Below are 13,973 nucleotides of genomic sequence, written 5' to 3' on the forward strand. Positions count from 1 at the left end.
GCGTTAGGTTTGTGGCCCCTCGGTTATGGATAGATAACAGGCAGCCTGATATTGCGCTACCTGCACCTTTTACGCTGCCGTCATCATGACGTTAGCGGCTATTCTTTCTCGGCAATGTACGGATCGAGGTAGCCAAGAGCAAGCATTATCTCTGTTTCAAGAGATTCCATCTCTTCGGCCTCTTCGTCCTCTATATGGTCATAACCCAGCAGATGCAGGCTACCGTGAATGACCATATGCGCCCAGTGCGCCTCCAGCGGCTTTTCCTGCTCTTTGGCTTCTTTTTCAACGACCTGACGGCAGATGATTAAATCTCCCAGCAGGGGAAGCTCAATGCCCGGCGGCGCTTCGAACGGGAAAGAGAGCACGTTGGTGGATTTATCTTTGCCGCGGTAGGTCAGGTTCAGCTCGTGGCTCTCTGCATCGTCCACCAGGCGAATCGTGACCTCTGATTCTTCCTGAAACTGCGGGATCACCGCATCAAGCCAGACCTGAAACTGCGCTTCTGTCGGCAGGCCTGCGGTCTCTTCACAGGCAAGTTGTAAATCCAGAATGACCTGACTCATTTGCTCTCCTGAGCGGCGTGGTTAATGGCCATAGCTTCACGCTTGCGCTCTGCGGCAAGCTCATCCTTACGGATCTGTTCGGCGCTTTCCCATGCTTCATAGGCGTTAACGATGCGGGCAACGACGGGATGGCGCACAACGTCTTCGCTGTTGAGGAAGTTAAAGCTGATTTCATCGACTTCGGACAGCACCTCAATGGCATGGCGCAGGCCGGACTTCATGTTGCGCGGCAGGTCAATCTGCGTCACGTCGCCGGTGATAACCGCCTTCGAGTTAAAGCCGATACGGGTCAGGAACATCTTCATCTGTTCGATGGTGGTGTTCTGGCTTTCGTCCAGAATGATGAAGGCGTCGTTGAGCGTACGGCCGCGCATATAGGCCAGCGGTGCAACTTCAATGACGTTGCGCTCCATCAGCTTTTCGACGCGCTCAAAGCCGAGCATTTCGAACAGGGCGTCGTACAGCGGGCGCAGATAAGGGTCGACCTTCTGACTTAAGTCGCCCGGCAGGAAGCCGAGTTTTTCACCCGCTTCTACCGCCGGACGGGTGAGCAGAATGCGCCTGACGTCCTGGCGCTCCAGCGCGTCTACCGCGGCGGCAACGGCCAGATAGGTTTTACCCGTACCTGCCGGGCCAACGCCGAAGGTAATGTCATGGTCGAGTACGTTGGCGATGTACTGGGCCTGGTTTGGCGTGCGCGGTTTAATAACGCCGCGTTTGGTTTTGATATTCACCGCCTTGCCATATTCAGGAACGTGCTCTGCGGACTGTTCCAGCACGCGGATCTCTTTGATGGCAAGATGGATTTGTTCCGGGTCAATGTCCTGGGTTTCACCGCGCATCGGGGCGGTGTCCACATACAGGTTGCGCAGGATGTCTGCGGCGGCGTTCACCAGTATGGCGCGCCCGGTGAGCTTGAATTGATTGTCACGACGGTTGATTTCGATACCCAGCCGACGTTCGAGCTGCTTGATGTTGTCATCAAACGGGCCGCACAGGCTCAGCAAACGGGCATTGTCTGCCGGTTCCAGCGTAATTTCACGTGTTTCGATATTCAAACTTATCCTCTGGGTCACTCAGGGCCGGTTGTCATAAAACAGGAGTGGTAAACGGTTATGCCGTGCCTGCTATCGTCAGGCCATAAACTGATTATTTACGGCGAGTGATATTGGCGCAAGCCTCGGTGTGGATATTTGGGTGGCGGCTTCAGAATGCAAGTGCAAACGATGAAATTGCTCATCGGTTCACCACGTTAGCGAACCGACGAGCAAAAGGGTGCGGGATTACGGCTGATAGAGACCGACGCCGATCTCGTTTTCTTTGCGTGTGCGGGCAATCACTGACTCAGGCGCTTCGATAACGCGCAGCCCCATTTCATCCTCGGTGCGCACGACTTTGCCGCGCAGGGAGTTATTAGTCGCCACTTCAGTGATTTCGACGTCCACAAATTTACCGATCATCTCCGGGGTACCCTCAAAGTTTACCCCGCGATTATTTTCGGAACGTCCTGTCAGCTCCATAATGCTTCTGCGCGACGTGCCTTCTACCAGGACGCGCTGAACGGTGCCGACCATCTTACGGCTCCACTCCATTGCCTGCTGGTTGATGCGGTCCTGCAGAATATACAGACGCTGCTTTTTCTCTTCTTCCGGCACGTCATCGACCATGTCAGCCGCCGGGGTGCCAGGGCGGGCAGAGAAAATAAAGCTGTAGCTGACGTCAAAGTTCACGTCCGCAATGACCTTCATCGTCTGCTCGAAGTCCTGCTGGGTTTCGCCGGGGAAGCCGACGATAAAGTCGGAGCTGATCTGAATATCAGGGCGTGCCGCGCGCAGCTTGCGAATAATCGCTTTGTACTCCAGCGCGGTATGGCTTCGGCCCATCAGATTTAATACACGGTCAGAGCCACACTGAATCGGCAGGTGCAGGAAGCTCACCAGCTCCGGCGTGTCGCGATAAACGTCGATAATATCGTCGGTGAACTCGATAGGGTGGCTGGTGGTGAAGCGAATACGATCAACGCCGTCAATGGCGGCAACCAGGCGCAGCAGTTCAGCGAAGGAGCAAATGCCGCCGTCGTACGAAGCTCCGCGCCAGGCATTCACGTTCTGGCCGAGCAGGTGAATTTCACGCACGCCCTGCGCCGCAAGCTGGGCACATTCAAACAGGATGTCATCACATGGACGGCTAACTTCTTCCCCGCGGGTGTAAGGCACCACGCAGTAAGTACAATATTTATTGCAGCCTTCCATAATAGAAACGAATGCCGTCGGGCCTTCCGCTTTTGGCTCGGGCAGACGGTCAAATTTTTCGATTTCCGGGAAGCTGACGTCGACTATCGGGCTACGGTTGCCGCTGACTTTATTGATCATCTCCGGCAGGCGATGCAGGGTCTGCGGGCCAAAGACGATATCCACATAATGGGCGCGTTGACGGATGAGCTTTCCTTCCTGGGAAGCCACGCAGCCGCCGACGCCGATAATTAAATCGGGATTTTTACGCTTCAGAAGCTTCCAGCGGCCCAGCAGATGGAAGACTTTTTCCTGCGCTTTTTCACGGATAGAGCAGGTGTTAAGCAGCAGTACGTCTGCTTCTTTCGGATTATCCGTGAGCGTATAGCCATGCGTGCTGTTCAGCAGATCGGCCATCTTCGATGAATCGTATTCGTTCATCTGACAGCCCCAGGTTTTGATATGGAGTTTTTTTGTCATCGACTTGCCATTGCTCAGTATTAGCCCGTATTCGAGGCCGCGTATTGTAATGCTTTGACGGGGATGTGACCAGCCTACGAAACCTGGGCGAAAATCCGGTAGAATTAGCTTAGACAAATTAAGGAAATGTTCACTATGGCAATTCAACCAATCGACGTCGCAGTGGTGGGTGGGGGCATGGTCGGCGCTGCCGCCGCGCTGGGGCTTGCGCAAAACGGTTTTCAGGTGGCAGTCGTTGAGCACCAGCCTCCGGCAGAGTTTGACCCAGGCAGCCAGCCGGATGTGCGAATTTCTGCCATCAGCAGCGCCTCCGTCGCTTTGCTGAAGTCGCTTGGCGTCTGGGATGTGATTCGCGCCATGCGCAGCCATCCGTACCGCAAGTTAGAAACCTGGGAGTGGGAAACTGCCCACGTTGCGTTTGATGCGCAGGAGTTGGGCTTGCCCGAGCTGGGTTACATGGTTGAGAACAACGTCCTGCAGATAGCGCTGTGGAAGGCGCTGGAGGCGCATGCCAACGTCACGCTGCTTTGCCCGGCGCAGCTAACGCATATGGCGAGTAAAGAGGGGCGCTGGACGCTGGACTTTGCAGACGGTGAAACGCTGACCGTGCCGATGGTTATTGGCGCCGACGGGGCAAACTCACAGGTCCGCCAGTGGGCCGGCATTGGCATCCACGCCTGGGACTATCGCCAGTCCTGCATGCTAATAACCGTCAAGTGCGAGGAAGCTCCGGGTTACAGCACCTGGCAGCACTTCACGCCGACGGGCCCGCACGCCTTCCTGCCTCTGTTCGATAACTGGGCGTCTCTGGTCTGGTACGACTCCCCGGCGCGTATTCGCCAGCTAAAAGCAATGACGATGCCGCAGCTGCAAAAAGCGATAGCGGCCACTTTCCCGCAGCGCCTGGGCACGGTAATGCCTGTCGCATGCGGGGCTTTCCCGTTAACCCGTCGGCACGCGTTGAAATATACCCGGCAGGGGCTGGCGCTGATTGGCGATGCGGCGCATACCATTCATCCGCTGGCGGGGCAGGGAGTCAACCTGGGCTATCGTGATGTGGATGCGCTGCTTGAGGTCATGCTTAACGCGCGCAGCTACGGCGAAGGCTGGGCCGATGCCGCAATTTTGAAACGTTACCAGACGCGCCGCCAGGCGGATAATTTCCTGATGCAGAGCGGAATGGATCTGTTCTACGCAGGTTTCAGCAATAACCTGGGGCCGCTGCGGGTGATCCGCAATCTGGGGCTGATGGCGGCCGAGCGCGGCGGCGTACTGAAGCGTAAGGCGCTGAAATATGCGTTAGGTTTATAACCGGCAATAAGAGTAGGGCGGGAAACCGCCTGCTTTTAGCCTGACGCAGAAAAGCAAAAAGCCCGCATAAGCGAGCTTTTTGAATGTTGGCTGGGGTACGAGGATTCGAACCTCGGAATGCTGGTATCAGAAACCAGAGCCTTACCGCTTGGCGATACCCCAACGGGGTGCGTTCACAAAAGCAAACGTCTTTTTTTTGGCTGGGGTACGAGGATTCGAACCTCGGAATGCTGGTATCAGAAACCAGAGCCTTACCGCTTGGCGATACCCCAATAATATGGTGGCTACGACGGGATTCGAACCTGTGACCCCATCATTATGAGTGATGTGCTCTAACCAGCTGAGCTACGTAGCCGTACTGCGTTCTTCGATGGCTGGGGTACCTGGATTCGAACCAGGGAATGCCGGTATCAAAAACCGGTGCCTTACCGCTTGGCGATACCCCAATAACCTTGCGCTAAGCACAATATATCGAAGAAAAATTGGCTGGGGTACCTGGATTCGAACCAGGGAATGCCGGTATCAAAAACCGGTGCCTTACCGCTTGGCGATACCCCATCCGTGCAACGCTTAAAATGGTGCGGGAGGCGAGACTTGAACTCGCACACCTTGCGGCGCCAGAACCTAAATCTGGTGCGTCTACCAATTTCGCCACTCCCGCGGCGTAAAAAGAATGGTGGCTACTACGGGATTTGAACCTGTGACCCCATCATTATGAGTGATGTGCTCTAACCAGCTGAGCTAAGTAGCCTTCTTTTTATGCGTCACCTTATCGGCGTTGCGGGGCGCATTATGCGTAGTTGGCCGTACAGCGTCAACAAATTTTTTCCCGAAAAGTGGCTGAAATTGTCTGTTTGACCAGCTTGCGAACAGCTTGCTGGAAATATCAGCAACAATCGGTTATTTCGAAGATTTAACCGACAAAAAGCAGGGTAAAACTGGATTTTATTTTGCAGAAATGGCAACGGGCCCGCAGGCCCGTTTTTGAGTCAGATCCGTCTATTTGTAGGCTGACTGGTGAACGCCTACCGCGCGTCCTGATGGATCGTTCATGGTTTTGAACGCTTCGTCCCATTCAATCGCTTTAGCGGATGAACAGGCTACTGATGGGCCACCCGGGACGCACTCGGCCGCACTCGGCAGCGGGAAAAGCTCTTCGAAGATCTCACGGTACAAATAGCCTTCTTTTGAACCCGGCGTGTTGTACGGGAAGCGGTATGCCGCTGTTGCCAGCTGCTGATCCGTCACCTGACCCGCAGCCACTTCTTTTAATGTATCAATCCAGCTGTAACCCACGCCGTCAGAAAACTGCTCTTTCTGGCGCCACGCCACGCTTGCCGGCAGATAGGATTCAAAGCACTCGCGCAGGACGTGCTTTTCCATTTTACCGTTGCCGCACATCTTATCTTTTGGGTTGATGCGCATCGCCACGTCGAGGAACTTTTTGTCCAGGAAGGGCACGCGGGCTTCCACGCCCCATGCGGACATTGCTTTGTTTGCGCGGGCACAGTCGAACATATGCAGAGCCTGAAGCTTACGCACGGTCTCTTCATGCAGCTCTTTGTCGTTCGGCGCCTTGTGGAAGTAGAGGTAGCCGCCGAACACTTCGTCGGAACCTTCGCCGGACAGCACCATTTTGATGCCCATCGCCTTGATCTTACGGGACATCAGATACATCGGCGTCGAGGCGCGGATGGTGGTCACATCATAAGTTTCAATGTGGTAGATAACGTCGCGAATCGCATCCAGCCCTTCCTGCACGGTGAAGTGGATTTCGTGGTGGACGGTACCCAGGTGATTTGCTACTTCCTGCGCGGCTTTCAGATCAGGGGAGCCGACCAGGCCAACCGCGAACGAGTGCAGCTGCGGCCACCAGGCTTCGCTACGCTCTTCATCTTCTACGCGACGTGCGGCAAATTTCTTGGTAATTGCCGAAATCACTGAGGAGTCCAGACCGCCGGACAGCAGCACGCCGTACGGCACGTCGGACATCAGGTGGCTCTTGACCGCATCTTCCAGCGCCTGGCGCAGCTCGTTCTTGTCGGTGACGTTGTCTTTCACCGCGTCGTAGCTGAACCAGTCGCGCTGGTAGTAGCTGCGGATCTCGCCGTCCTGGCTCCACAGGTAGCTGCCCGCCGGGAATTCTTTAATGGTGCGGCACACCGGCACCAGCGCTTTCATTTCAGAGGCAACATACAGGTTGCCGTGTTCGTCATGGCCCATATAAAGAGGGATGATGCCGATGTGGTCACGGCCAATCAGATAAGCGTCTTTTTCACTGTCGTACAGCACGAAAGCGAACATGCCCTGCAGATCGTCCAGGAATTCAGGGCCTTTTTCCTGATAGAGCGCGAGAATGACTTCGCAGTCAGAGCCAGTCTGGAAATCATAGCGATCGCCATATTCAGCGCGCAGTGCCTGATGGTTGTAGATTTCACCGTTCACCGCCAGCGCGTGGGTTTTCTCTTTGTTATAGAGCGGCTGGGCACCGGCATTCACATCGACAATGGAAAGGCGTTCATGGGAGAGGATCGCTTTGTCGCTGGCGTAGACGCCTGACCAGTCCGGGCCACGGTGGCGCATCAGGCGGGACAGCTCCAGCGCTTTTTTACGCAGCTCGACCGCGTCGGTTTTAATATCCAGAACACCAAAAATAGAACACATAGTACTTTCTCCGTCATGCCTGCCTGAGCGGCTTATTCGTGTTGTTGCAGCGGCCGTATTGTCGTTTTTAGCGGCGCTGTTGCGTTGCATACATCGAATTTGCTCAATCAGCCGTGGGAATGCAAGCCATTTAGCTTATCAACACTAAATACTGCAATGGTCGTTGTCGATTGCTAAAAAAAGAGCAGGTATTCACCATGAAAATTAACGGATCGGCAATAATGTTTGCTTTTTATTGACGGGGGGTGGATATGGGAAAGGATAAATGCAGAAGCGATAACTCACGCCCGGCGGTGCCGGGCGCTGGTTGATTAGATAATGTCGATTTCCGCCACCGACGGGTAAATATAAGAGGGGCGGAACGGCATGGCGTCGATATCGTTCAGCGTAGAGACGCCGGACAGCACCAGGATTGTCTCAAGCCCAGCCTGGAAGCCTGCCAGGATGTCGGTGCGCAGGTTATCGCCAACGATAACGGTCTGCTCGGAATGCGCCTGCATTTTATTAAGCGCCGCGCGGATAATCCACGGGCTTGGCTTGCCGACGTAAAAAGGCTTGCGGCCGGATATTTTTTCGATGCCCGCGCAGAGCGCGCCGCAGGCCGGGTAAAAGCCGCGACCGTGCGTATCCGGATTAGTCGCAATGAAGCGCGCGCCGTTTGCCACGAAGTAGGCCGCCTTATGCATCATCTCCCAGTTAAAGGAGCGGGTTTCACCCACGATGACGAAATCGGGATTGATGTCGGTGATGGTAAATCCGGCTTTATATAACTCGTGGATTAACGCGCCTTCACCAACAACGTAGGCCTTTTTGCCTTCCTGCCGACGCAGGAAATCTGCGGTTGCCATCGCGGAGGTATAAAACACGCTGTCCGGCACGTCGACGCCCGCCGAAGCGAAGCGGTTTGCCAGATCCTGGCCCGTTTGCGAAGGGTAGTTGGTCAGCAGAACCAGCGGTAAACCTTTCTCAAGGATGCCGGCCAGAAACGCATTGGCACCCGGCACGGCGACGTTGTCGTGCATCAGCACGCCGTCGATATCACAAATTACATTCTGGATGGTCATTGACTAATCTGGCCCATATTTAAAGAAGGCGTAACTATAGCGTAATTCACCGGCGAATCCCGTTAACTTTCCAGCAGGCGCTGCAGCAGCATACCGTTGAGCATGGAGCGCTTTACCAGCGCAAACGCGCCGATGGCCGAGCGGTCATCAAGGCGGGAACGGACAACGGGGAGGTTTTTTCGAAATGCTTTAAGCACCTGGGTATTGATGCAGCCCTCAATGGCCGGCAGCAGGATTTTTTCCGCTTCGATAATCTCCCCGGCAATCACCACCTTCTGCGGATTAAACAGGTTAATCGCAATAGAGATGGCTTTACCGAGATGGCGGCCAACGTGTTCGATGACTTCACAGGCCAGTGAATCGCCTTTGTTAGCGGCTTTGCAAATCGCCACGATGTCGCAATCTTCAAGGGTCAGGCGGCTGTTGTAGCCGTTCTCCAGCAGATGGCGAACGCGGCCTTCGATGGCGGCGTTGGCAGCAATGGTTTCGAGGCAGCCGAAGTTACCGCAGTGGCAGCGTTCACCCAAAGGATCGACCTGAATATGGCCTATCTCGCCGACGTTGCCGTTACGGCCGATGAAAATTCTGCCGTTGGAGAGAATGCCCGCCCCGGTCCCCCGGTGTACGCGCACTAAAATGGAGTCTTCGCAGTCCTGAGTTGCACCGAAATAGTGCTCGGCAAGGGCCAGGCTGCGGATATCGTGACCAACAAAACAGGTGAGCCTGAAGCGTTTTTCAAGGCTTTCGACCAGCGCCCAGTTGTTAACCTGAATGTGCGGCATATAGCGAATCACGCCGGTATCCGGCTCGACAAGGCCGGGCAGGATCACCGAAATAGCAATCAGCTCACGAATCTTACGCTGCGACTGTTCGATAAACCCGGCAATGGCATTGAGCAGCGCGTGTTCCAGCGTTTCCTGGGTGCGCTCCGGCAGGGGATAGTGCTCTTCTGCAAGGGTTTTTGCGCTGAGGTCGAACAGGGTGATGGTGGCGTCATGACGGCCAAGGCGTACGCCAATAGCCTGAAAATTGCGGGTTTCGGTAATAATGGAGATAGCGCGGCGGCCCCCGGTGGAGGCCTGCTGATCGACTTCTTTGATCAGGCCGCGCTCAATAAGCTGGCGGGTAATTTTGGTGACGCTGGCGGGAGCAAGCTGGCTCTGTTCGGCGATTTGAATGCGCGAAATGGGACCCTGCTGGTCAATCAGGCGGTAGACCGCCGCACCGTTCAGCTGTTTTACCAGATCGACGTTACCTATTTGAGCCTGTCCGCCAGTCGTCATGCCTTATTTACTCAGTTACGACCTCGTTACCATTAACGATAGTCTTGATGATTTTATAATCGCGGTTGAAGGCCGTCAGGTTGGCGACTTTGCCAGCCTCAATGGTGCCCAACTGCTTTTCCACGCCCATTGCACGGGCAGGGTAGAGTGTCGCCATGCGCAGGACTTCATCCAGCGCAATATTGGCATGCTCAACCAGGTTGCGAACCCCTTCGATCATCGTCAGGGCGGAGCCGCTCAGCGTACCGTTCTCATCAACACACAAACCTTCACGGTAGTATATTGTTTTGCCAGCAAAAATGAACTGTTCAATATTAGCGCCTGCCGGAGCCGTCGCATCGGTGACCAGGCAGAGCTTGTCGCCCTTCATGCGTTTAGCGGTGCGGATATTGGCATAGTCTACGTGCAGGCCATCGGCAATGATGCCGCAGTAAACGTCGGGTTCATCGAAGATTGCCCCTGCAAGACCCGGTTCACGGCCCGTGATATAAGGCATCGCGTTGAACAGGTGGGTAGCGAAGCTGATGCCCGCACGGAAACCAATTTTGGCTTCTTTGGCGGTGGCATTGGAGTGACCGGCGGAAACAATGATTCCGGCAGCGACCAGCTTTTTGATCACTTCTGGCTCAACCATTTCCGGTGCCAGCGTCACTTTGGTGATGACATCCGCGTTAGCGCAGAGGAAATCCACTAATTTTGCGTCTGGTTTACGTACGAAACTTGGGTTGTGCGTCCCCTTTTTCACCATGTTCAGCCATGGGCCTTCCAGGTGAAGACCAAGCGCCTGGTTGTCATACTTAGCCAGGTACTCGCGCATTACTTTCACGCCCTGCATCATCAGCTCGTCGCTGGCGGTGATGAGGGTCGGCAGATAGCTGGTGCAGCCCGAACGTTCGTTCGCCTTCTGCATAATTTCCAGCGTTTCTACGGTCACGGCTTCGACTGTGTCGTTAAACTGTACGCCGCCGCAGCCGTTAAGCTGCACATCAATAAAACCGGGGGCGATGACTGCTCCGCCCATATCGCGAGTTTCGATGCCCGCAGGGAGTTCGGCGAGCGGACAAAGGCGCTCAATCAGGCCGTCAGCGATAACAATCGCGTGGTCATCCAGAATTTCATGGCCGGTATAAATCCGACCGTGGGTTAGTGCAAACATAATTACCCCCGGTTAAAAAGTAGTGCTTAAAGACCTTTAATATTTTCTGCTTCGAGCTCGTTGAAATACTTGAGCGTCTTCACTTTCAGCTCCATGGTGGACGGCTCGTCGCAGACCATGATGGCTTTTGGATGCAGCTGCAGGCAGCTGATAGTCCACATGTGGTTGACGTTGCCTTCAACGGCGGCCTGCAGAGCCTGTGCCTTAACGTGGCCCAGAACCAGAATCATCACTTCTTCAGCATCCAGCAGCGTGCCCACGCCCACGGTCAGCGCGTATTTTGGCACTTGATTCACGTCGCCGTCGAAGAAACGGGAGTTTGCAACGCGGGTGTCGTGAGTCAGCGTCTTGATACGGGTGCGGGAAGCCAGAGAAGAAGCTGGTTCGTTGAACGCGATGTGGCCGTCGTTGCCCACGCCGCCCATAAAGAGGTGAATTTTGCCGTAAGAACGAATTTTCTCTTCGTAGCGGCGGCATTCTGCGTCAACATCGTCCGCGTTGCCGTTCAGCAGGTTGATATTTTCTGCCGGGATATCAACGTGGTCAAAGAAGTTCTTGTGCATGAAAGTGTGATAGCTTTCCGGATGCTCTTTTGGCAGGCCAACATATTCATCCATATTGAACGTGACAACGTTCTTAAAGCTAATCTGGCCCGCTTTATGCATCTCAACAAGCGCTTTATAGGCTTCCATTGGCGTACTGCCGGTAGGCAGACCCAGGACGAAAGGACGATCCGCCGTTGGTTTAAAAGCATTAATACGGTTCACGATATGGCGTGCTGCCCATTTGCCTACTTCTGCTGGGGTAGCCAGGGGAATCAGTCTCATTGTTCACCTCATTAAGAGTTAATTGAAAATGGGTTCGGCGGAATGAATAACTCCCTTTAAGGGTAACCCAGAATGCTGGCGATGCCTGAGGGTTCAATCCGTATCGATTTTTTGGATGATAAAATAAGTTTTGCAGGATAGCCAGTCAGAGGGGGTGGTTTTAACGATATTTGGTGACTAAAGTCACAAAAAACGTGCGTTTAATTTGCGATACGAATTAATTTTTTTCACACTTCACCGTGAGATGTGAATCGTCGTCATCAATGTAATGATGACTATCAAATATAAAGCAGCAGTCATGATGATCCTTTCAGGTGATTCAAGGGGGAAGAGAGTGAATATTCTTGGTTTTTTCCAAAGATTAGGTAGGGCGTTACAGCTGCCAATCGCGGTACTGCCGGTCGCGGCACTGATGCTGCGCTTCGGCCAGCCCGATCTTCTTAATATGCCGTTCATCGCGCAGGCGGGCGGATCTATTTTTGACAACCTGGCTTTGGTCTTTGCAATTGGTGTTGCATCGACCTGGTCCAAAGACAACGCGGGTGCAGCTGCACTGGCGGGCGCGGTTGGCTGGTTCATCATGACCAAAGCCATGGTGACGATTAACCCTGTTGTAAACATGGGCGTCCTGTCCGGTATCATTGCCGGTCTGGTCGGCGGTGCTGTTTATAACCGCTGGTCTGATATCAAACTACCTGATTTCCTGAGCTTCTTTGGCGGCAAGCGTTTCGTGCCTATCGCTACTGGCTTCTTCTGTCTGATCCTGGCGGCTATCTTCGGCTACGTCTGGCCTCCTGTTCAGGAAGCGATTCACGCCGGTGGTGAGTGGATTGTGTCTGCGGGTGCGTTCGGTGCGGGCGTCTTCGGTTTCGTAAACCGTCTGCTGATCCCAACCGGTCTGCATCAGGTCCTGAATACCATCGCCTGGTTCCAGATTGGTGAGTTCCATAACGCGGCAGGCGCAGTCTTCCACGGCGACATCAACCGCTTCTACGCGGGTGACGGCACTGCCGGGATGTTTATGTCCGGCTTCTTCCCTATCATGATGTTTGGTCTGCCTGGTGCGGCCCTGGCAATGTACCTGGCCGCGCCTAAAGAGCGTCGTCCAATGGTCGGCGGTATGCTGCTGTCCGTTGCAATCACCGCGTTCCTGACCGGTGTGACTGAGCCCCTTGAATTCCTGTTCATGTTCCTGGCTCCGGTGCTGTATCTCATCCACGCCTTCCTGACCGGCCTTAGCCTGTTTGTTGCAACGGCGCTGGGAATTCACGCTGGCTTCTCCTTCTCTGCGGGTGCGATCGACTACGTGTTGATGTACAACCTCCCGGCGGCGAGTAAGAACGTCTGGATGCTGGTGGTGATGGGTCTGATCGCCTTCGCGGTCTACTTCTTCCTGTTCACTGCGGTTATCCGCATGTTCAACCTGAAAACCCCTGGCCGTGAAGATGCTTCCGATGAGGCTGTTACTGAAGAAGCAAACAGCAATACCGAAGAAGGCATGGCTGAGCTGGCGCGTAAATACGTTGCCGCAGTCGGTGGCTCTGCCAACCTGAAAGGCATCGATGCCTGTATTACCCGTCTGCGTCTGGCCGTGGTGGATTCAGCGCAGGTTAACGATGCAGCCTGTAAGCGCCTGGGTGCTTCCGGCGTCGTGAAGCTGAACAAGCAGACCGTGCAGGTTATCGTGGGGGCGAAAGCCGAATCGGTTGCTGCCGTCATGAAATCTGAAATTGCTAAAGGCCCAATCGCCGCTGCTTCTGCCGTAAGCGCAGTTAGCCCGGCACCAGCGGCAGTAAAACCTCAGGCTGTTGCTAACGCGGCAACCATCGCGGCGCTGGTTTCCCCGGTTACCGGTGACGTTGTGGCGCTGGAGCAGGTTCCTGATGAAGCCTTTGCCAGCAAAGCGGTCGGCGATGGCGTTGCGGTGAAACCAACCGACAAAATGGTTGTTTCTCCAGCTGCGGGGACCATCGTTAAAATCTTTAACACCAACCATGCGTTCTGCCTGGAAACCGAAAAAGGCGCGGAAATCGTTGTCCACATGGGCATTGATACCGTCGCGCTGAACGGACAGGGCTTTACTCGCCTGGTGGAAGAGGGTGCTGAAGTGGTTGCCGGTCAGCCGGTTCTGGAAATGGATCTTGATTTCCTGAACGCTAACGCGCGCTCCATGATAAGCCCGGTAGTCTGCAGCAACATCGATGACTTCAGCGGTCTGGTTATCCAGGCGCAGGGTTCTGTCGTTGCGGGCCAGACGCCTCTCTACGAAATTAAAGGCAAATAGTTGCTCCTGAGTTAGCATTGTGCCTTAAGCGGCTGGGGGAATTCCCCAGCCGCTTTTTTCTGCCTTCAAATACCGCCCCTTTGCTTTCCCTCTCCTGCGCCCCAATT

The 13,973-nt window shown here is 54.6% G+C and carries 10 protein-coding genes and 7 tRNA genes; 2 read left to right on the forward strand and 15 right to left on the reverse strand.

Annotated features, from left to right (window positions below; translation table 11 throughout):
- Window positions 1–98: 98 nt before the first annotated feature.
- The 3 genes from ybeY to miaB form a co-directional block, all read right to left on the reverse strand.
- Window positions 99–566, reverse strand: coding sequence for an rRNA maturation RNase YbeY (gene ybeY / locus AAE045_RS07980; protein ID WP_455547266.1), 468 nt, complete (start codon window positions 564–566; stop codon window positions 99–101).
- Window positions 563–1,624, reverse strand: coding sequence for a PhoH family protein (locus AAE045_RS07985; protein WP_455547267.1), 1,062 nt, complete (start codon window positions 1,622–1,624; stop codon window positions 563–565). The genes ybeY and AAE045_RS07985 overlap by 4 nt, the downstream gene beginning before the upstream one ends.
- Before the next feature lie 225 nt (window positions 1,625–1,849).
- Window positions 1,850–3,277 (reverse strand): tRNA (N6-isopentenyl adenosine(37)-C2)-methylthiotransferase MiaB, encoded by a 1,428-nt coding sequence (miaB, locus tag AAE045_RS07990; protein ID WP_455547268.1) that lies wholly within the window; start codon window positions 3,275–3,277, stop codon window positions 1,850–1,852.
- A gap of 135 nt (window positions 3,278–3,412) precedes the next feature.
- Here miaB and ubiF point away from each other — a divergent pair, with 135 nt between their 5' ends.
- Window positions 3,413–4,588, forward strand: a complete 1,176-nt coding sequence (gene ubiF / locus AAE045_RS07995) for a 3-demethoxyubiquinol 3-hydroxylase (protein WP_455547269.1) — start codon at window positions 3,413–3,415, stop codon at window positions 4,586–4,588.
- A gap of 87 nt (window positions 4,589–4,675) precedes the next feature.
- Here ubiF and AAE045_RS08000 read toward each other — a convergent pair.
- The 12 genes from AAE045_RS08000 to nagB all read right to left on the reverse strand — a co-directional run bounded on the left by AAE045_RS08000 (window position 4,676) and on the right by nagB (window position 11,582).
- Window positions 4,676–4,750 (reverse strand) — tRNA-Gln (locus AAE045_RS08000).
- A 35-nt stretch (window positions 4,751–4,785) separates the two neighbouring features.
- Window positions 4,786–4,860, reverse strand: a tRNA-Gln gene (locus tag AAE045_RS08005).
- 6 nt (window positions 4,861–4,866) lie between these two features.
- Window positions 4,867–4,943, reverse strand: a tRNA-Met gene (locus AAE045_RS08010).
- A gap of 16 nt (window positions 4,944–4,959) precedes the next feature.
- A tRNA-Gln gene (locus AAE045_RS08015) sits at window positions 4,960–5,034 on the reverse strand.
- 37 nt (window positions 5,035–5,071) lie between these two features.
- Window positions 5,072–5,146 (reverse strand) — tRNA-Gln (locus AAE045_RS08020).
- Between the two features lie 18 nt (window positions 5,147–5,164).
- A tRNA-Leu gene (locus AAE045_RS08025) sits at window positions 5,165–5,249 on the reverse strand.
- A gap of 13 nt (window positions 5,250–5,262) precedes the next feature.
- Window positions 5,263–5,339 (reverse strand) — tRNA-Met (locus tag AAE045_RS08030).
- Window positions 5,340–5,587: 248 nt separating this feature from the next.
- Complete coding sequence (gene asnB, locus AAE045_RS08035; protein ID WP_455547270.1) at window positions 5,588–7,252, reverse strand: asparagine synthase B; 1,665 nt, start codon at window positions 7,250–7,252, stop codon at window positions 5,588–5,590.
- 311 nt (window positions 7,253–7,563) lie between these two features.
- Entirely contained in the window at window positions 7,564–8,316 is a 753-nt protein-coding gene (locus AAE045_RS08040) for an HAD-IIA family hydrolase (RefSeq protein WP_455427375.1), read from the reverse strand.
- 62 nt (window positions 8,317–8,378) lie between these two features.
- Window positions 8,379–9,599, reverse strand: coding sequence for a DNA-binding transcriptional regulator NagC (gene nagC / locus AAE045_RS08045; RefSeq protein WP_455547271.1), 1,221 nt, complete (start codon window positions 9,597–9,599; stop codon window positions 8,379–8,381).
- Window positions 9,600–9,606: 7 nt separating this feature from the next.
- Entirely contained in the window at window positions 9,607–10,755 is a 1,149-nt protein-coding gene (gene nagA, locus AAE045_RS08050; RefSeq protein ID WP_455547272.1) for an N-acetylglucosamine-6-phosphate deacetylase, read from the reverse strand.
- Window positions 10,756–10,781: 26 nt separating this feature from the next.
- Window positions 10,782–11,582, reverse strand: a complete 801-nt coding sequence (gene nagB, locus AAE045_RS08055) for a glucosamine-6-phosphate deaminase (RefSeq protein ID WP_455547273.1) — start codon at window positions 11,580–11,582, stop codon at window positions 10,782–10,784.
- A 334-nt stretch (window positions 11,583–11,916) separates the two neighbouring features.
- On the opposite strand from nagB, the gene nagE reads away from it, so the two are divergent.
- The gene (gene nagE, locus AAE045_RS08060) at window positions 11,917–13,866 is read left to right on the forward strand and encodes a PTS N-acetyl glucosamine transporter subunit IIABC (RefSeq protein WP_455547274.1); all 1,950 of its coding nucleotides are present in this window, start codon (window positions 11,917–11,919) and stop codon (window positions 13,864–13,866) included.
- Window positions 13,867–13,973 lie beyond the last annotated feature (107 nt).

It is taken from the genome of Dryocola clanedunensis, assembly GCF_038405435.1.
In the GTDB taxonomy this organism is placed as follows: domain Bacteria; phylum Pseudomonadota; class Gammaproteobacteria; order Enterobacterales; family Enterobacteriaceae; genus Dryocola; species Dryocola clanedunensis_A.